Raw genomic sequence first — 17849 nt, 5'->3', positions numbered from 1 at the left:
ACTGTTAGGGAATGGAGATGAACAGTGTCATCCCCATACGATTCAAGTACTAGCGCTTGAACACATCCAGGCCGGTAAAGTAGGTGGTATCATGGCCATCGAACGCATCGGCATACATCACTTTGCTATCCTCGAAGAATAACTCCAGAATTGCCTGCGCCTCTTTTATCTTGCCCGCCAGCACCTCGGGTTTTGCTGTCACCTGTGCCATCATCAGGCTGATGATATTGGCGTAGAAATAGTTAATTGAACCAATCAACACACGATAGAGATGTGATTCGCGGCTCATCAGCAGATAGAGCAGATAGTCGTGATGGCGTTGCATCATGGCCAATACCGCATTGTGTTCACAAGCTACCTGGCGCCAGTCATCGCACAACTTGTCTACCAGCTCAACGAACATCTGCACCTGCAATGCAGCAGCGAAATCAACGCTGCTCATGTCAAAGGACTGGAAACAAGTGGCCATCACTTCATCCATGAGCGGGATTTTGTCGAGTACCGGCCATTCAGGTTGCAACGATTCAACACGACGAGGGATTGCCCCTTCTATATAAGCGCCGTCACTACTGTTGACGCACTGCATCTCGGGATAATCACGCAATACACTGGCCATATTGTGAATGGCTAGCCCAAACAGATGATTGATACGCACTTCGTCGCCAAAGTTACCCGGTGCCGGGAAAGTATCCTTTAAATTTTCCTGGTATTTCGCCTCTTGCTTGTCGTTGTAATAGAGACTCAGGCTGGAGTGATGCTGTCCGGCTGTTTTATAGCCATTGTCGATACCAAACAAATACACCTGCTTGAAACCAAGCAAGGCCGCATAATTGAGGCCGGTATTGCCGACGAACGGGTTGGAAAATTCTATAGTATCGTACTCGAATGCCTGACCAAACGCGCTAATCAGCATGGAGAACATCGGCTCGTTGGGCTTGAACGCCAACCCTGTTTTACGAAAGAAGCGCTTGCATTCAGGGTGAATGACATCAACGCTCAGAAACACGGTGTCCTTGATAAAGTCATCGGCATTGAGAATGCTCAGAAAATCGGCTGAGCTCTTGGTGCGCTCCACTGCAACGTAGATATCCGGTTTTACGCCAGCTTTGTAGAGTGCACTGACCGCAGTACCGCAGGCGATAATGATTGCCTGCTGCTGATGCTGCCGGATGAACTCGATGCTCTGATCCAGCGAGGGGCCATTGCCAACCACAAAGACAGGGATCTGCTCGAAAGCACGGCTATCGCGCCACCGTTTCAGAAAGGGGGTGCCGTCTTGCAGATGGGTGTGGCTATGGGCAAGTGCATAGATGTTGTCATCAAAGAACCCCCACCCCGTTTTGAGCAGATAGAACTCCCTTTCCACCTGTGTTATCAAGGCGTGCAGCTTGGGGGAATGGTAATGACAGAACGAGAAATAGCTTGCCGACCAGAATGCACCCTTGCGATGCAGCGCCTCCATCATGTCAGCGACCAGCAATCGCTCGTCAACACCGATAAAGAGGTGCAGACTGATCGACTCCTCCTCCATGTAGGCGAGCAGCTGATGCCAATCAAAACAGAAGAGCGAGGCGTAAAACATGTCAAGATCAGGCTCGAAAGCAAACAGATTCTTGATCTTGCACTGTTCATACAAGCAACCGAGCTGGTAGCCCAAACCAATGCCATACATCAGTGCCAGAGGAATATCGGTATGTAATGCTGCCTTTAGACGCAACTCTTCCAGAGCTGACTTCTCTTTTAATTTGGAGATTTCATTGTTGTATTTGATATGGATTTGGCCATCGATATACCACTGGGGCACAAAATCGATGCACTGCAAGACACTGTGTTCAATGACCTCGGCAATCTGCGACTGAACCTCGCTAAATGGATCATCCCCATAAAGCGAGATACCCTCGTCGAGCCACAGAATATTGGGAACGCCGTTTTCATTACAGAAGAAGCGAAAAGGCTTGGCAGGCTGGTACTCCTTGAAAAAGTCATGAATGGCGGGCACGTATTTGGCAAACGCAGCCATATTGAGTTCATAACGAACGGGGAGTACTTCTAGCATGGCGGCCTCCTGCTGCTTTTGCAGAGCCAAGCGTGCCAGTTCACTTTCTACATCATGAATTTTATGATGGATATCCATTTCAGACTAACCTGCATTCAGCTTGTACAGGCCGGAAGCACGTCCGGCCTGGGAGAATTGTCGTAACTGTGCTTCAGCCTGCTGCTTTTCCTGACCCACCCAATCATGAATAAGCTGGAACTGCAGCAGTGCCTGCCGCTTTTCCACATTGATTGCCTCTCCCCGAGGCTGTGACCCGAATACCTCCTCCAAAGCATGCAGATAGCGCTCAGCCACCTGCTCAGCAGCGACCAGCTCACCATGTACAAGTAAAGACTGCAACTGCTCGCCCTGTCTCATCAAGGCAGACACAGAAGTGCTGTTGACCTCATTCATACCGATCTGCCTAGCTTTTGCTGTGCCAACGCCTTTTCGCGTTCATCGACAGGGATGGCATCCCAACCACTCTTGACCGTCAGCATCAGGTTCATAACTTCATCAATGGCGCCCACGTCCATGTCACGACTGGCATCCATCATGCGCACTTTCATATAGTCATAAAGTGCGAACAGATCTTCAGGTACCTTGCCATAGGACAGATCAAGTGAATCTTGCAGACCATTGATAATGGCCAGCGTCTTGGAGATAGATTGGGACTTACCCTCGAAATCGCGACGCTCAACTGCACCGCGGGCCTGAGCGAGACGCTCGAGACACCCTTGCATCAACAACTGGATCACGCGATAGGGATCCGCCACAGCCAGCTCAGACTGCAAACTCTGGGTTGTATAGGCTTTGATCGTTTTTCGATACATACGAGACTCAGCTCCTGACTACAAATTAACTGGTTTTGTTATTGGTATTGAGCAGGTTGAGATAGGAGGCAGATTTGTTCATCTTGGCCAGCAAGGTATCCAGACTGCCGTAGCGGGCTCTCAACGTCTCTTCATACTTGGTGAGCTGCGCCGCAACATCAGCTTGTTTGCGGTTGACATCACGCAGATCCGAATTGAGTGTATCTTCCCGCTTGGCCAGCAATCCTCCCGTCTTGGAGTAGGTCTCAAGCTGGTTGGCCAGCTTGCCAGCCACTCCGTCCTTGCCGCCAAATACCGCTACTACCTGGTCGAAGTTCTTCTCGACCGCTTCGTCAAACTTCGTCGAATCAAGGGAGAGCACACCCTTGTTATCCATCTTGACCCCCAACTGAAAGATGGTAGAGAAGGTCGAAGAGTTGTTAGAAGGCTCGGTGACGGTGCCACTCATCAGGTTGGTCACAGCCTTGGTCGTCGCATCCCCCGCCAGGGCTCCACCATCATTCTGGCTGACACCAGCCACGATAGAGCTGCGTTTGCCCAGATCGGTGCTCTTCTTCACCAGAGCGTTATAGCCATCGATGAAGCTCTGCACCATGGTCTTGATGCCAGCCTTGTCTGTCGTCACATCCACTCTGTTTGGCTTGTAAGTGGTCGTCACGGTACCATCACTCGGGTTCGTGGTAGTGGTGCTCTCCGACTCTTTCAACACCGTAATCTTGAGACCCACAATAGTGCCATCAAAGGTGTTGGTCGCACTGGTCAATTTATTGCCATCCACGCTTATCTCGGCATCACGGGCTTGTTGCTTCTGGGTCAGCTTGGAGATGAAATTGTCAGCCAGTTCAGGTGTAGTGCCGGTTATCTGCAGATCCTTACCTGTTCCACTGACACCGGAGTCAATCACAAGGGCCGCCTTACCATCGGAGGTATTCATGATATTGACGCTAAGACCAAAGTTGTCACTATCATTGTTGATCCGCTTGCGAATGGACTGGAGTGAATCCCCAGCTTTAACATCCACATCAAAGGTCTTGTCACCTGCTTTGAATGTCAGGGTGCCATCTTGAGTGATCATGGGCGTGGTCGAAGAGGCGAAACTACCTTCAAATTTGCTGGTCTTCGCCAATTTTTCGACGCTGATGTCGTACTGGCCATTGGAAGCACCCGCCTTGCTCTCTACCTTGAACACGGGATTATCCTTGTCCTGCGTAATCGAAATGGCACGTTTGTTGAATGCATCATCCTTGGACATCGCCTTGAGGGTCGTCACAAAGGAAGCGATAGCTGACTTGAGCTGACCTACACCAGAGAGAGTGATCTGGGCATTGGTCTTTTTGGTGGTGATGGGCTGCATAAGTTGCGCCTTCTTGGCATTCACGCTTGCAGCAATGACAGACTCCAAATCCAGTCCTGATCCCGCACCAGCAGACGTAATAGTGGCCATTCTCACTCTCCTCGTAAAACTTGCGTATTAAATCTCTTTATCAAGCAATAATCCGACTCTTGAGCCACCACCTGTCACATCACCTTCACGCAGATCCTTGAGACGCTTGCTGATAGCCAGCAACTCTTCACTTGGGATCTGACGGATCATTGACTTGGTATTGGCGTCCATCACCTTGATAACAACTTGCTCGAGATCCTTTTCGACGCTGAAGTTGACGGTCCATCCCTGTAACTTGCTGAACTCCTGCAAGTTTTGTACCTCTTTTTCGATGTCCTTATCAGATACATCAGACTTGCGAACCTTCTCTTTGGTTCGCTCCTCTTGCTGTTTTTCCACATCCTGTGCCATCACCCGCTGCTCTTCCGCCATGCCAGATAGCACTTGAGCGGCCGACTGGCCGCTCTTGCTACTTGACTGAAGAGAAGAAGGAGTGACCGATGAGGAAATTCCAATGTCATTGGCCATATCGTCGCTCCTTTTCTATCTCATCACTACCCATTAACCCAACAGGGACAGCGCAGATTGCGGTCTTTGGTTGGCTTGCGCTAGGATACTTGAAGCAGCCTGCTGCAAGATGTTCTGCTTGGTCAGGTTGGCGGTTTCTGTCGCAAAGTCCGCATCACGGATGCGCGAACGTGCTGCACTCAAGTTCTCGGACACGTTGGACTGGTTGCGAATGGTCGAGTCGAAACGGTTTTGAACCGCACCAAGCTCTGCACGTTTGCTGTCCACAGCCTTGATCATGAAGTCAAGGTTAGCCATGGCCAATTGTGCTGCACTGGCAGTGCTAATGCTGCTCACACTGGTAGAGGTCACAGCTGTGGTGCTCTTGGCCACAGTATATGGTTCACCCGTGGCGTTGGTTGTCACTGTCGCACTACCCTTGGTAGATGCCGCAATACCACTGATGGTGAAAGCAGAGGTCATCTTAAAGGTGATAGTCTGACCAGCATCGGCACCGACCTGGAACGACCCCTTGTAAGAGCCATCCAGCAGCTTCTGGCCACCGAAGGTGGTATCAGAGGAGATACGGTTGATTTCAGTGGTCAGCTGATCAAACTCTTGCTGCAGTGCAGTTCGGTCGTCGGTGTTGTTGGAACCGTTAGCCGATTGCTGGGCCAGGGTACGCATGCGCTGCAACATGGAGGTGACTTCATCCATGGCGCCTTCAGCAGTTTGAGCAACCGAGATGCCGTCATTGGCGTTGCGGTTACCCTGATCCAACCCATTGACTTGCGAAGTCAAACGGTTGGAGATCTGCAGACCCGCAGCATCATCCTTGGCAGTGTTGATACGAAGACCGGATGCCAACCTAGTATAGGATGTATCCAGAGACTTGTTGGTATTCATCAAGTTACGCTGGGCGTTCAGTGATGAAATATTGGTGTTGATATACATAGCCATAAAATATTCTCCCGAAGAACATGCGACTGCAGGTTGCGTCGTCAAAACAGCACGACGTCCCACCGTTTGAAGAGCAGGTTGAACATGCCTGTCTCTTCAGGCGGGTGTCTGTTTGAACGAACAGGTCACCCGCAGTAGTGCAAACGTTGGATTCCGAACACCCCTCGATTGCTTCACTTTGGTTAACGGCGGCGCAGTGACAAGCTTTAGGAAAATTGTTGCCTAATGCGGCAAGTTTTCTCCGGCAAGCGGCAACAGAACATGAATTGAGCACCATCGCGATACAACTCGCAACTGATGATGACTCATTTCGCGGGATGAGATGGATTGGCACGGTTCATGCTTTAAACTGATAGAGTGACGTCAATTTGGCGGCACAATAAAAAGAGGCCGGTAAACCGGCCTAAAGATGAGCATATGCTCAGGAGAATATGACCAAGCGTGACAGAACTGAACAGCTGGGCAACACTTGGCATTACTAGTAGAGATTATATCTCTCCCGATAGAACAGAGTGCGACCCGAACACCCCTTTGTTCCATCTCTTGATCAGGGCGGCCTGAACAACCGCCCTGTTTTCTTTTGTTAGCCTTGCAACAGTGACAGTGCAGACTGCGGACGCTGGTTAGCTTGTGACAGAATGGTCGATGCCGCCTGTTGCAGAATATTCTGCTTGGTCAGATTGGCTGTCTCAGTTGCAAAGTCAGCGTCACGGATCCGTGAGCGGGCTGCACTGACATTTTCGGAAACGTTTGCCTGGTTACGAATGGTCGAGTCAAACCGGTTCTGCACCGCACCCAGCTCAGCACGCTTGCTATCGACGACTTTGATCATAAAGTCCAGGTTCGCCATGGCTGACTGAGCCGAGCTTGCCATCTCTATGGAGGACATAGCGCTAGAAGTCACCGGAGTACCTGTCGTCTTGGTGATAGTGTAAGGCTCACCCGACGTTGTTGTTGTCACGGTAGCACTACCGCTGGTCGCAGAGGCCATACCAGAGATGGTAAAGGCGGTAGTCATCCGGAATGTAATGGTCTGACCAGCGTCGGCCCCCACCTGGAAAGAACCTACGTAGCCACCATTAAGCAAGGTTTGCCCACCGAACGTGGTATCTTTAGCCACACGGTCAATTTCAGTCATCAGTTGAGTGTACTCTTGCTGCAACGCGACGCGGTCATCCGTATTGTTGGAACCGTTGGCTGATTGCTGAGCCAGGGTACGCATGCGCTGCAGCATCGAGGTGACTTCCTCCATCGCACCTTCTGCTGTTTGCGCTACCGAAATACCGTCGTTGGCGTTGCGGTTACCCTGATCCAAACCGTTAATTTGAGAGGTCAAACGGTTGGCGATTTGCAGACCAGCGGCATCATCTTTGGCGCTGTTGATACGCAAGCCGGATGCCAGTCGAGTGTAGGAAGTATCCAGTGATTTGGTCGTATTCATCAGATTACGCTGGGCGTTGAGTGATGAAACGTTAGTGTTGATATAAAGGCCCATGACTATTCTCCTAAGCTATTAAATTTACTCTTCTATTTGCTCAGGCTTTATTATTTTTTGTGCCCGATGCGTCTTATTTAACGGCTCGTTTTTGGATGTCTTTAGCATTTTTTTCAACGCTTCATCGCATTAACGCCGCTTACCTTATATATCGGCGAGTCGAGGGGAAACTTAAGGAAAAAATCGGGTCTAAACCAATGACTGACTCAACCTTCTAAAGCCCGCCAACGGCAGGAGACAAACGAGACACGCCCGGTTCATGCCGCGAGAAAAAATCCGTCCCGACTCTCAATTTTGTCGAGCACTGTTGGCGATTGGGCTCACCAGCCCCTAAAATCGCGGCCCCATCAACAATTTGGCGTGAGTTGTTCTCCATGCAGACACTGGTTGAGCAGATTGTTTACATCAGCGACATGTTTGGTACTGCGGTATTCGCGTTTTCAGGGGTATTGGTGGCTGGCCGACTCAGAATGGACGGGTTTGGCGTCATGGTTTTGGCGGCGGTCACTGCCATCGGCGGCGGCACCATCCGTGACATGATCCTGGGAGCCACCCCCGTATTCTGGGTGCGCGATCCCCTCTATATCTGGGTCGTCATTGCCACGGCGCTGATCGGTATGTGGATGGTCAAGCTGCCCCGCAGAATGCCCTGGTATGTGCTGCCGGTGGCGGATGCCTTCGGACTGGCCCTCTTTACCGTGATCGGTGCCCAGAAGGCCCTCAACTTCGGCACCCCGGGGCTGATTGCCGTGATCATGGGTACCATGACCGGGGTAGCCGGTGGCATGATCCGCGATGTACTGGCGCGGGAGGTGCCCATGGTGCTGCAAAAAGAGATCTATGCCACCGCCTGTATCCTCGGCGGCATTCTCTATACCCTGGCGCTGGAGGCGAACATGGACAGGGTAACGGCCATGCTCATCTGCATGACGGCCGTGTTTGGCCTGCGAGTAGCTGCTATCTACTGGCATCTGTCGCTGCCCACCTTCTCGCTGCAACGCAATTGAGAGCAGGCCCACAGCGTCATCATGTCGCTGTGGGCCGCGCGTTGAACCAAATAGGCTTTTCTGTTGTCATAGAAGCAGTCGTTGTTAGCCGGAACTTCTCATGCGCAAAATCGGTATGCTTACCACCCTCCTCCTGGCGAACGTGACGGCAGCCCACGCCGAAGCACAAGTGGTATTTGGACGACTGGCCTCGGCACCGGTGCAGCAGTTCAACCAGCAGATACGCCAGGCAAGCCATCAACAGCAAAACTGGGTTAATGACTACCGTGAGGTAGCTCTGCGATTCGTCGGTCATGGTGACACACCCAGCCGCATCCATGCCCAGCAGCTGGACAATGATCTGGTGCTCTCGGTCGCCCTCGACGGCAGCAAGAGCGACATGATCTACATCCTGACCCTCTATCGCAGCAACAACCTGTGGCAGATGCGGGAGGCAGAAATGGGCTGGCGTTGTCAGGGGCAAGACTCTTTTACTCCGGTTCCCTGTCCCTGATAGTCATTACTCACTCTGTGAAATAAAAAAATCCGGCACATTGGCCTAATGCCAGTCAGTTCAACATGACTTAAACTGTCTTGATTGGCTTTTTTTCACACTATATTTTTGTGACCTTACGTTCACGCAGCGTTAACTCCGCCCCCTTCGTTTCGGCAGCACAAACTGCCCCACCAGCTTATCCAGCTCAGTTACCGGCTTCGGGATAGTCCCCGGTGACATGTGCGACATGCAGCTCAGTTCATGGATGAGAGACACAACGCGATGTAAAAACGCAGTTGGCTCTCAGCCATCTTCACCATCAGGAGTAGTTAACCAACTTTCTGGTATTCGGGGTCTAGTATGAGGTGTAATGATGTGGTTTTTCAGCTGGCAAACTATGGGGACAGACCCACTATTTGCCCTGCGCCAGAACGTGTTATTTACAGGATTGTTCGGCCTGTTCATGGCATCTTGGCTGCGGCGCAAGCAGCTTAAACTTACCCCGTGGGAACAACTTGCTTAGCCCAGCAGCAATGAGTTTGCAGTCTGGTCAGAACCTTCCCACACCTGATGATACAGGGCGGTACGTCCGCCCTTTTTCTCTTTGATTTCATGCCACCATGGCACTTGCGCCATGTATTTCTGGCTACAGGATTGCTGCTCTCCCCTCAATACTGTTTTGCGACCAGCGCCCTGTTTCCTGCAAGTCACGGCAGGCATACTGACCCTTCGTTTTTGCCAAGGAGGTTCAGATGTCATCACCCGTGATTGTGATTGCCCAGCTTGAAGCCAAACCCGAATTCGCCGCCCAGTTTCGCGCCGCCCTTGAACCACTGATTGCGGCCACCTTGCAAGAGGCGGGCTGCCAGCGCTATCAGCTGCATCAGGACTTGGACAATCCACACAGCTGGATGCTCTACGAGGTATGGGAGAGCGAAGCGGCCCTCACCGCTCATCAGGGTCAGCCCCACTTTACCGAATTTGTCGCCAAGGCCGAGCCCTGGTTTGCCAGCTGCACCATTCGCCGCTATCAGCCGCTGGGCGCCTGACTGGCCCCTGTGCCGCTTACCATTCAGCCCATCGAGGGCCAACCACCACCCCATTGAGGAACGAGATGATCAATATGCCACCCATGGGTCTGGGCACCTTCCGCCTGAAGGGCGAGCCGCTGCTTGCCACCCTGACCAACGGTCTGGAGCTGGGCTATCGCCATATCGATACCGCCCAGATCTATGACAATGAAGCCGAGGTCGGCGCCGTGCTGACCCGCAGCACTGTTGCCCGTCACGAGATCTACCTGACCACCAAGGTGTGGACCAGCGAGTTTGGCCCAGGCAAGCTGATCCCGAGCCTGGAGGTAAGCCTGGAAAAACTGGGCACTGACTATCTGGATCTGGCGCTGATCCACTGGCCCTCCCCCAAGGATGAGGTGCCGATGGCGGTCTATCTGGAGCAGTTGGCCGAGGCCAAAACACAAGGCCTGACCCGGGAGATCGGGGTCTCCAACTTCACCGTGGCCCAGCTCAAACAGGCTATCGAGATTTTGGGGCCTGGGGCCATCGCTCACCAGCAGATCGAAGTTCATCCCCTGCTGCAAAACCGCAAGGTGGTCGAGTTCTGCAAAGCCCAGGGTATCGCCGTCACCGCTTATATGCCGCTCGCCTATGGCAAGGTGCTGAGCGAGCCGCTGCTGATGGAGATTGGCCAGCGCCACGGGGTATCGGCGGCGCAGGTGTCGCTAGCCTGGCTGCTGGCGCAGGACATGACAGTGATCCCGAGCTCCACCAAACGGGAGAATCAGGCTGCCAATCTGGCCGCTCTCGATATCACCTTGAGCAGCGAGGAGATGGCCGCCATCGCCACGCTGGATCGGGGCGAGCGCTGCGCCAATCCCGATTTTGCCCCCGCATGGGACTGACGCGAAAGGCGTGAGGCTAACGCGAAAAAAAGGCTGGCTCTGCCAGCAGGCCAGATAAAACAGGGAGTGCATCATGCTCTCCCTGTCTCTTTTCTTGCCTCACGCTTTGCAGCGCTTGCTGAACGTCCAGTCGCCATATTGATGCCAGATGCAGCGCCGCAATCAGGGCGCGTTCTGGCAAAGGGCGGGATCGAACACTTGCTTCCAGTCTGATTTCATATCGACCACCACCCAGCCCCGCGCTTTTGCCTGTGCCAGCCCATCGATCAGCTTGCCGCTGGCAGGCGGATGGCTGTCGTAGGCGTATTCGCGCGTGGCATCGGTGTGGTGCACCAACAGACCAAAAGTGTGGTAATCCGGGTTGGTCGAGGTGTATTGCAGCATGGGCACGTCGCCATCGCTGTTACCAAAAGCGCCGACCGGACGCTGCCCCATAAAGAGGTGAATGGCGGCCGGTTTCGCCTTGCTGTCATCGAAATAAGCGCCGTTCATGGTCTTGCGGATCTCGCTGCCCTCCCCGGTCAGGGCAAACTCGCCGAGGGTAAAGGAGCCAATCACCTGCTGGGGCGGGATACCATACATCTGCTCGGAAATCACCCGCATAAAATCGACGCCGCCGCCGGAGACAATCCAGGTCTGGAAGCCATTATCCCGCAGGTACCCCAGCAGCTGCTTCATCGGCAGATACCCGAGCTGATCGTAGTGGCAGCCAAAACGGGGATCCTTGCTGCTGTTGACCCAACGGCTAACCCGCTCGGTAAACTCGGTGGTGGTCATGCCGCTGTGGGTCAGTCCCACCAACTTGGCGAGCCCCTTCTCCCCCGATTTGGCCACGGCTTTGAGGTCGTTGTTCAGCACTGCCGCGACGATGGGGTCAGCCTTCCACTCCGGGTGTTCCGGCGCCAGGCGCTTGATCTCGTCCATCGCAAACTGCAGCTGATAGGTCATGGGCGCTTCAGGCCAGAGGGTGCCGTCATTGTCAAACACCACATGGCGCTTCTCTGGCGGAATAAAAGTGGCCTGCTGCTGATCGGTGGCATTGGTCACCCAGCGGGTGATCGCCTGCTTGGCCGCCGTGTCATTCCAGGCAGAGAGGGGATCGCTCTGGCCAGCCTGTACCGCAAAGGCGCCGCACAGCAGCAAAAGAGAGGAGAGTCGATTCAATGTCATCATGTTACCTGTCAGCTGGGTATTGCCTGTAGATGAAAGCGCACGGCCATCACAATACCGGCGCGCATGGGTTCAACACACACGGGTTTCACAGGGAAAATCCTATGGCGGCCAGCTTGTACTGGAGCTTAAGCAAGCTCAGAAAAGGAGCAGCGTTCATCCCGTTCTGCGAGGCAGATCACTGCGTTGCGCTCACGCCGCGGGCAGCACAATCCCCTCCCACTCAGCTTTATTGCTGCTTATTTGGCAAAAGTAATTTGCTGTCACCGTCATTTTTGCCAACAAAACCCATCGGCATACTGGCGCCATTCTCCCGTCGGGAGTCCCTAACCAAGGAGTTGTTATGCCACTGGCGTTATTTGCCCTTACCCTGAGTGCCTTTGCGATCGGCACCACCGAATTTGTGATCGTGGGGCTTATCCCCACCATAGCCCAGCAGCTCAATGTCTCGCTCCCCTCGGCGGGCCTTCTGGTCAGCCTCTATGCCCTTGGGGTTGCCATCGGCGCCCCTGTGCTCACGGCGCTCACCGGCAAGGTGCCGCGCAAGTGGCTGCTGGTAGGGCTGATGGCGCTCTTTACCGCCGGCAACCTGCTGGCCTGGCAGGCCCCCGGTTACGAGAGCCTGATTGTGGCCCGCATCCTCACCGGATTGGCGCACGGGGTCTTCTTTTCGGTAGGCAGCACCATCGCCACAAGTCTTGTGGCCAAAGAGAAGGCAGCGAGCGCCATCGCCATCATGTTCAGCGGCCTTACCGTGGCGCTGGTAACCGGCGTACCGCTCGGCACCTGGATTGGTCAGGTCTTTGGCTGGCGTGAAACCTTTCTGGTGGTAAGCCTGCTGGGTTTGGTCGCCATGGTGGGTAGCCTGCTGCTGATCCCGGGCAACCTGCCCAAGGGGGCGGCCTCGACCATCCGCGAGCAACTCTCGGTACTGACCAAAAAGCCGCTGCTGCTGGTCTACGCCAAGACCGCCCTCGGTTATGGCGGCGCCTTCACGGCGTTTACCTTCCTCGCCCCCATCCTGCAGCAGGTGAGTGGCTTTAGCGCCGGTGCGGTGAGCCTGATCCTGCTGGTGTACGGGGTATCGGTCGCCGTCGGCAATATCTGGGGTGGCAAGCTGGCCGACAAGATGGGCCCATTGCCGGCGCTGAAGTTGCTGTTTGCCGGTCTGGCGCTGGTGCTGCTGGCCCTCACCTTCACCGCACCCCATCCGGTGCTGGCGGTGCTCACCGTGCTGGTGTGGGGCGCCTTTGCCTTCGGCAACGTGCCGGGTCTGCAGGTACTGGTGGTGAAGCAGGCCGAACTGCACACCCCCAAGGCGGTGGATGTGGCATCGGGCCTCAATATTGCCGCCTTCAACGTCGGCATTGCGCTGGGATCTGTGGTCGGTGGTTTTGTGGTGGAACACCTCGGCCTGATGCACACCCCATGGATCGGTGCCCTTATCGTGCTGCTGGCCTACGGGTTGACCCATGTCAGCGAGCGCCGCGAAGCCCTCCGGCTCGCCGCCTGTCAGGCATAAGTTGCGCCAGCAGGCGTCACGCAAGGGCGTGGCGCCTGCTGCAATCGCCGCGACAGGCTTCTATGCTGTGACACAGCCTCAACCCGGCAACTGTTTCAGTAACTTTTTCAGCAACCAAGCCTGTCACCCTCGCATCATTTGCCACGGAGTCTGTTATGAAGGTGCTTATCGTCTATGCCCATCCCGAACCTAAAAGCTTCAACGGAGCCCTCTTCTGTCACGCCATCAGGGCGCTGGAGCAGGCGGGCCACACGGTGATGACCAGCGATCTCTATGCCATGGGCTTTGATCCCGTCTCGGATCGGCGCAACTTCACCGCCCCCAGCGATCCCGATTTTCTCAAGCTGCAACTCGAAGAGCTGGCTGCCACCGAGCAGGGCAGCTTTGCCCCGCAGCTGGAGCAGGAGATGCAAAAGCTGGAGGCGGCCGATCTGCTGATCTTCCAGTTTCCGCTCTGGTGGTTTGGCCTGCCCGCCATCCTCAAGGGGTGGGTGGATCGGGTCTTTGCCATGGGGCGGGTCTATGGTCAGGGCCATATCTACGAGAGCGGCAAGTTTCGCGGCAAGCGGGCGTTGCTGAGCCTCACCACCGGCGGCCCTGCCGAGACCTATCTGCCCGACGGCTTCAACGGCGATATCGACGGGGTGCTGCGCCCCATCCAGCGCGGGATCCTGCAATTTGTCGGCTTCGATGTGCTGCGCCCCCATATCTGTTATGCCCCGGTGCGGGTCTCGCAAGAAGAGCGGGAAGCCTGGCTCGCCCAGTGGGCCGAGCGCCTTGACCAGATTGAGCAGGAGTCCCCCATCGCGGTCGGCCGCTACCAGTAACAGCTGACGCAGCTGACACTCCCCCCCACACAGCACAAAAACAGCGAGCGGCCCCCGGCCGTTCGCTGTTTTTCACGCTCTGTCGTTATGGTTTTTGTTATCCGTTGGCGGGTCTTATGCCGCCTGTTGCACGCCTGCTTTGCCGGTCACCGCCCGCTTGAGCCAGTAGTCGAGGCTGACGTAGCGGCCCCCACCGTAAACCAGCAGCACCAGCAGCATCACGAAGTAGGTGGCGGCAAACTCCATCCCGTTGTTGAGCATCACGGGATCCCCCAGCTCAGTGATGTAGTTGTAGCGACCGGGGAAGTTGGCGGCCAGCCACTCGATAAAACCGTTGAGGCGCACAGTGGCCTCCATACTGCCGGTGGCGATGGCATCCCAGCCGTGCTTCCAGTGCACCATGGCGCTCGCCACGCTCATCAGGAAGATGGTGGGAATGGCCATGATACGGGTAAAGAGGCCAAGGGCGATGCAGATGCAGCCCAGTACCTCGGTGCCCGCCGCCAGAAAGGCGAGCAGGGTCGGGAATGGCAGGTTGAGCCCTCCTTCCGAGACCGGCGCACCAAACCAGGCGACCGTGCCGGCAAAGCCCATCACCTTGGAGTGGGCCCCCACATAGATGACCGGAATGAGATAGAGGCGAATGGCCAGCAGGGCCAGAAAATCGAGCCGCTTGCACTGGGCCACCGCCCGCTCATACCACTGGATCAGGGTGTTGTTCATGGGAATTCTCCTTGGTGTTTGCTAAATGGGGGCAAGGGGGTGCCGGGCTGGCGCTCGCCAACGGGCAGGGTAAGCAGACCCAACCGGTGAAAATGGCGCGCCCACTCGATCAGATCAAAATCACTGCGAACCTGTTGAACCTGTTGCTGGAATGCGGCTTGGGTGATCCCAGGCTGCTGTTGCAGCAGCTGGATCAGCGCCACATCCCATTCCCGCAAACGCTGGGTCACCACCTGATGCTCCGGGCTGCGAAACAGGCCATAGAAGTGGCTGCCCTGCCGGGTCGGCAGCACGCCGCTGCGACGAATGGCAAAGGGGAGCTCCAGCAGTTGCAGGGTAGGATTGAGCAAAAGCGAACTCTCCGCCGTCACCTCAACCCCCGATATAACTTGCGGCACTACCCCTTCATCAATCTCGACACAGAGGCAGGCCCACTCGTACTCCAGCAGCGCCAGCCGCTGCCTGGGCCAGTTGAGAGAGCCTTCACTGTGGCGATGCTGCACATAGCGGACAAACTCGGTGGCGATATGGTGAAACTCGGGGGCCTCGGCGCCGTGCTGGATAACAAAGCCCTCCACCAGCTGCCACCTGTCCACCGGTGCCCAGTGAGCGTGGGTGAGCGGAAAAGCGCTCTCCAGCACCGACTCCACATTGGCTCGCACGCTGCGGGCATAGTGGCTGGCAATGCCATCCTGCGGCAGCCGCACCCGGCTCGCCAGCCAAGCGGTCTGCTGCTGCATCCGCTGCGGCGCCGTTTTGGACGCAGTGATCAGAGATAACCGTCTATCCATAACGCACCTCCTGCACCTGACGGTCGAGCGCCTCACAACAGGCGCCGTGCACCCGCGCCAGCTCGGCCTCCAGCTCTGCCAGCGGTGGCAGATGGTGATCCCGCTCCAGCAGCAGGGGGCGCAGGCCGTGGGTCTGCACCGTATAACGGGCCAGCGCCACCACCTCCTCGCACACCGGTTTGCCATGGGTATCCAATAAAGTGCCGTCCGCCTCTTCCAGATGACCGGCGATATGGAAATAGCGAATCGCAGTGCTCGGCAGCCCGGCGATCATCCGTTTGGGGCAGTAACCGTGGTTGCGGCTGTTCACAAAGACGTTGTTGATATCGAGCAGCAGCTCGCAGCCGCTGCGCGCCACCAGCTCGGCGAGAAAATCCTCCTCCGGCATCTCGTGGTCATAGCCGTGGTAGTAGGAGATATTTTCCAGCACCAGCGGGCGGGCCAGCGCCTCCTGCACCTGCGCGATGCGCTCTGCCAGATAGGGGATGTTCTCCCACTGGCGCGGCACCGGTAGCAGTTCGTAGAGATAACCCTGTTGGTCGCGGGAAAAGCTCAAATGCTCGCTGTAGATCCCGATACCGAACTCATCCAGAAAGGTGCGGATCTTGCTGATCAGGGTGCGATTGAGGGGCTGGCAATCGCCGAGAGAGAGGCTGAGGCCGTGGGCCACCAGCGGGTAACGCTCGGCCAGCTGATGCAGCTGCGCCCGCTTGGCTCCGCCTATAACCATCCAGTTCTCCGGCGCCAGCTCGAGAAAGTCGATGCCGGGGCGGATGGGGCCGGAGCAGAGCGCATCCAGATGCTCCTGACGCAGCCCAATCCCCCGACTGCGGGAGCTTATTGGCCGCATACCCCCTCCGTCATCTTGCTGCCCTTGCTGGATCTGTCGCCATCAATCCCCTCGCCCGCCACGCCACACTTGCCATCGCGGGCGCGCACCAGCCGCCCCTGCGGATCACTGTCGAGGGCTTGCTTCTCGAAGCGCTTCTCGGTGCCGCACTTGCCCGCCGCACACTTGCCGCCGTGCTGTTCGCTGGGGGCGGCCTTGACCGGCGCATCGCTCGGGGTGGCCGCCAGCGCCAGCCCCGGAGTCAGGGCAATCAGGCTGGTCATGGCGATGGAGAGGGTCAGTTTGCCGGTGGTTTTGTTGCTGCTTGAGTTACTCATGGGTGGACTCCTTGACGGATGAAACGGGGTAGCTGGAGAGATCGCGGGCGGCCACGATCTGGCCGTGGAATTGCTGTTTGACGATGGCCATCGCCTCTTTCTTGTGATTGAGGCCAACCCCCATCCAGTGGTTGAGCACCAGCAGCTTGGGGTTCACCTCGGCGGCAATCTTGGCCACCACAGATGGCTTGGCATGGAGTGAGGCGGAGATCGGGTCGGCCCCTTCGTGGATGGCGAGCGGCATCACCAGAATGTCGGCCCCCTTGGCAAACGGCACAAAGGCCGAGTTGCTGCCGTTCTGATCCGCCGAGATGACGATGCTCCCCTCGGCGCTCTCGATGCGATAGGCCAGACAGGGCACGTCACCGTGAGGGATGCCGAGGGCGGTGATGGTCAGCCCATCCTGCTGATAGACGGTGTGGGGCTGCGGGCTCTGGTAGGGCACATCGTGCAAAGTGATGGGGAAGAGGCCATCGGTGCCATCCTTGAAGCCGCTCAGGTAGGCATAAGCGCCCTTGTCCTTGTTGAAGAGGGCATCGAAGTAGCCGCTCATGCTGGGAAAGGCCGAACCCGCCTCGGGCCCCGCCAGATCCAGCGGATCGCTGCGCTCGAAGAAATAGGCCCCCTTGAGCAGGGCGGGCAGGTCGGTCACATGGTCGGTGTGGAAGTGGGTGATGCCGATAAAATCGACCTCTTCGAGCTTGGCCCCCGCCTGACCGAAGCGCAGGTAGACGCCGCCACCGGCATCGATCAGGATGCGGGATTTCCCCTTCCACCAGATCACCTCGCTGGAGGAGGCGCGCTGATCGTCGGAGATGGGGCCGCCGCTACCGAGCACCTGCAGGGTGAAGTTCTTGTCCAGTGGCGTCAGTTGTACGCCCTGGCTGGCGGCACCCGCCGGCGCGGCGGCAAGGGCACAGCTGATGGCCAGCGCCACCGCTTTCAATGTCTGTTTCATATTGATTACCTGTCGGTTGAGTGACAGTTCGCGACTGTCAGTGAAGTGGCAGGGTGGGTGATCGGGCTGCGCCACTG

General features: G+C 56.2%; 19 protein-coding genes and 2 pseudogenes. 7 read left to right on the top strand and 14 right to left on the bottom strand.

The annotated features are described in order from the left end of the window. Positions 1-49: 49 nt before the first annotated feature. From ACB042_RS10870 to flaA, 7 genes are all read right to left on the bottom strand, one after another. Positions 50-2134, bottom strand: a complete 2085-nt coding sequence (locus tag ACB042_RS10870) for a 6-hydroxymethylpterin diphosphokinase MptE-like protein (RefSeq protein WP_371178396.1) — start codon at positions 2132-2134, stop codon at positions 50-52. A gap of 6 nt (positions 2135-2140) precedes the next feature. Further along, positions 2141-2449: a hypothetical protein gene (locus ACB042_RS10865; RefSeq protein ID WP_144715525.1), complete on the bottom strand. Its 309-nt coding sequence runs from the start codon at positions 2447-2449 to the stop codon at positions 2141-2143. After that, positions 2446-2868, bottom strand: coding sequence for a flagellar export chaperone FliS (fliS, locus tag ACB042_RS10860; protein ID WP_144715523.1), 423 nt, complete (start codon positions 2866-2868; stop codon positions 2446-2448). Before fliS ends, ACB042_RS10865 begins: the two co-directional genes overlap by 4 nt. 25 nt (positions 2869-2893) lie before the next feature. Next, positions 2894-4312: a flagellar filament capping protein FliD gene (gene fliD, locus ACB042_RS10855; protein ID WP_144715521.1), complete on the bottom strand. Its 1419-nt coding sequence runs from the start codon at positions 4310-4312 to the stop codon at positions 2894-2896. A 27-nt stretch (positions 4313-4339) separates the two neighbouring features. Further along, complete coding sequence (locus ACB042_RS10850; protein ID WP_144715519.1) at positions 4340-4780, bottom strand: flagellar protein FlaG; 441 nt, start codon at positions 4778-4780, stop codon at positions 4340-4342. Positions 4781-4813: 33 nt separating this feature from the next. Continuing rightward, entirely contained in the window at positions 4814-5719 is a 906-nt protein-coding gene (flaB, locus tag ACB042_RS10845; RefSeq protein ID WP_144715517.1) for a flagellin B, read from the bottom strand. A gap of 583 nt (positions 5720-6302) precedes the next feature. Continuing rightward, positions 6303-7214 (bottom strand): flagellin A, encoded by a 912-nt coding sequence (flaA, locus tag ACB042_RS10840; protein ID WP_144715515.1) that lies wholly within the window; start codon positions 7212-7214, stop codon positions 6303-6305. Between the two features lie 374 nt (positions 7215-7588). Here flaA and ACB042_RS10835 point away from each other — a divergent pair, with 374 nt between their 5' ends. Both ACB042_RS10835 and ACB042_RS10830 read left to right on the top strand, forming a co-directional pair. Next, positions 7589-8221, top strand: coding sequence for a trimeric intracellular cation channel family protein (locus ACB042_RS10835; RefSeq protein WP_005333975.1), 633 nt, complete (start codon positions 7589-7591; stop codon positions 8219-8221). A 100-nt stretch (positions 8222-8321) separates the two neighbouring features. Continuing rightward, on the top strand, positions 8322-8714 hold the full coding sequence (locus ACB042_RS10830) for a hypothetical protein (protein WP_005333978.1): 393 nt from the start codon (positions 8322-8324) through the stop codon (positions 8712-8714). A gap of 135 nt (positions 8715-8849) precedes the next feature. Here ACB042_RS10830 and ACB042_RS10825 read toward each other — a convergent pair. After that, positions 8850-9016, bottom strand: a pseudogene (locus tag ACB042_RS10825) (IS4 family transposase); the annotation flags it as partial. Between the two features lie 44 nt (positions 9017-9060). On the opposite strand from ACB042_RS10825, the pseudogene ACB042_RS10820 reads away from it, so the two are divergent. The 3 genes and pseudogenes from ACB042_RS10820 to dkgB all read left to right on the top strand — a co-directional run. Further along, positions 9061-9219: pseudogene (locus ACB042_RS10820) on the top strand (DUF6404 family protein); the annotation flags it as partial. 229 nt (positions 9220-9448) lie between these two features. Continuing rightward, positions 9449-9745, top strand: a complete 297-nt coding sequence (locus ACB042_RS10815) for a putative quinol monooxygenase (RefSeq protein ID WP_371178395.1) — start codon at positions 9449-9451, stop codon at positions 9743-9745. A 65-nt stretch (positions 9746-9810) separates the two neighbouring features. Further along, on the top strand, positions 9811-10614 hold the full coding sequence (dkgB, locus tag ACB042_RS10810) for a 2,5-didehydrogluconate reductase DkgB (RefSeq protein ID WP_064338238.1): 804 nt from the start codon (positions 9811-9813) through the stop codon (positions 10612-10614). A 162-nt stretch (positions 10615-10776) separates the two neighbouring features. Here dkgB and ACB042_RS10805 read toward each other — a convergent pair whose 3' ends face one another. Further along, entirely contained in the window at positions 10777-11784 is a 1008-nt protein-coding gene (locus ACB042_RS10805; protein ID WP_371178394.1) for an HAD family hydrolase, read from the bottom strand. A gap of 343 nt (positions 11785-12127) precedes the next feature. Between ACB042_RS10805 and ACB042_RS10800 the strand changes: the two genes are divergently transcribed. Continuing rightward, positions 12128-13306, top strand: a complete 1179-nt coding sequence (locus ACB042_RS10800) for an MFS transporter (protein WP_371178393.1) — start codon at positions 12128-12130, stop codon at positions 13304-13306. Positions 13307-13461: 155 nt separating this feature from the next. Next, entirely contained in the window at positions 13462-14133 is a 672-nt protein-coding gene (locus tag ACB042_RS10795; RefSeq protein WP_371178392.1) for an NAD(P)H-dependent oxidoreductase, read from the top strand. Positions 14134-14247: 114 nt separating this feature from the next. Here ACB042_RS10795 and ACB042_RS10790 read toward each other — a convergent pair whose 3' ends face one another. The 5 genes from ACB042_RS10790 to ACB042_RS10770 are packed head-to-tail and all read right to left on the bottom strand — an operon-like array spanning position 14248 to position 17772. Next, positions 14248-14856, bottom strand: a complete 609-nt coding sequence (locus ACB042_RS10790) for a DoxX family protein (protein WP_005337566.1) — start codon at positions 14854-14856, stop codon at positions 14248-14250. Further along, positions 14853-15647: a putative DNA-binding domain-containing protein gene (locus tag ACB042_RS10785; protein WP_371178391.1), complete on the bottom strand. Its 795-nt coding sequence runs from the start codon at positions 15645-15647 to the stop codon at positions 14853-14855. The genes ACB042_RS10790 and ACB042_RS10785 overlap by 4 nt, the downstream gene beginning before the upstream one ends. Then, complete coding sequence (locus ACB042_RS10780; RefSeq protein WP_371178390.1) at positions 15640-16497, bottom strand: DUF692 domain-containing protein; 858 nt, start codon at positions 16495-16497, stop codon at positions 15640-15642. The genes ACB042_RS10785 and ACB042_RS10780 overlap by 8 nt, the downstream gene beginning before the upstream one ends. Further along, positions 16485-16814: a hypothetical protein gene (locus tag ACB042_RS10775; RefSeq protein WP_103251008.1), complete on the bottom strand. Its 330-nt coding sequence runs from the start codon at positions 16812-16814 to the stop codon at positions 16485-16487. Before ACB042_RS10775 ends, ACB042_RS10780 begins: the two co-directional genes overlap by 13 nt. Beyond that, positions 16807-17772, bottom strand: a complete 966-nt coding sequence (locus tag ACB042_RS10770) for an MBL fold metallo-hydrolase (RefSeq protein ID WP_371178389.1) — start codon at positions 17770-17772, stop codon at positions 16807-16809. The genes ACB042_RS10775 and ACB042_RS10770 overlap by 8 nt, the downstream gene beginning before the upstream one ends. Between the last annotated feature and the right edge of the window lie 77 nt (positions 17773-17849).

The sequence above is a fragment of the Aeromonas sp. S13(2024) genome (assembly GCF_041402405.1).
Taxonomy (GTDB): Bacteria; Pseudomonadota; Gammaproteobacteria; order Enterobacterales; family Aeromonadaceae; genus Aeromonas; species Aeromonas veronii.
Note: the sequence above shows the minus strand (reverse complement) of the source record. Positions and strands in the feature narration are given on the sequence as shown.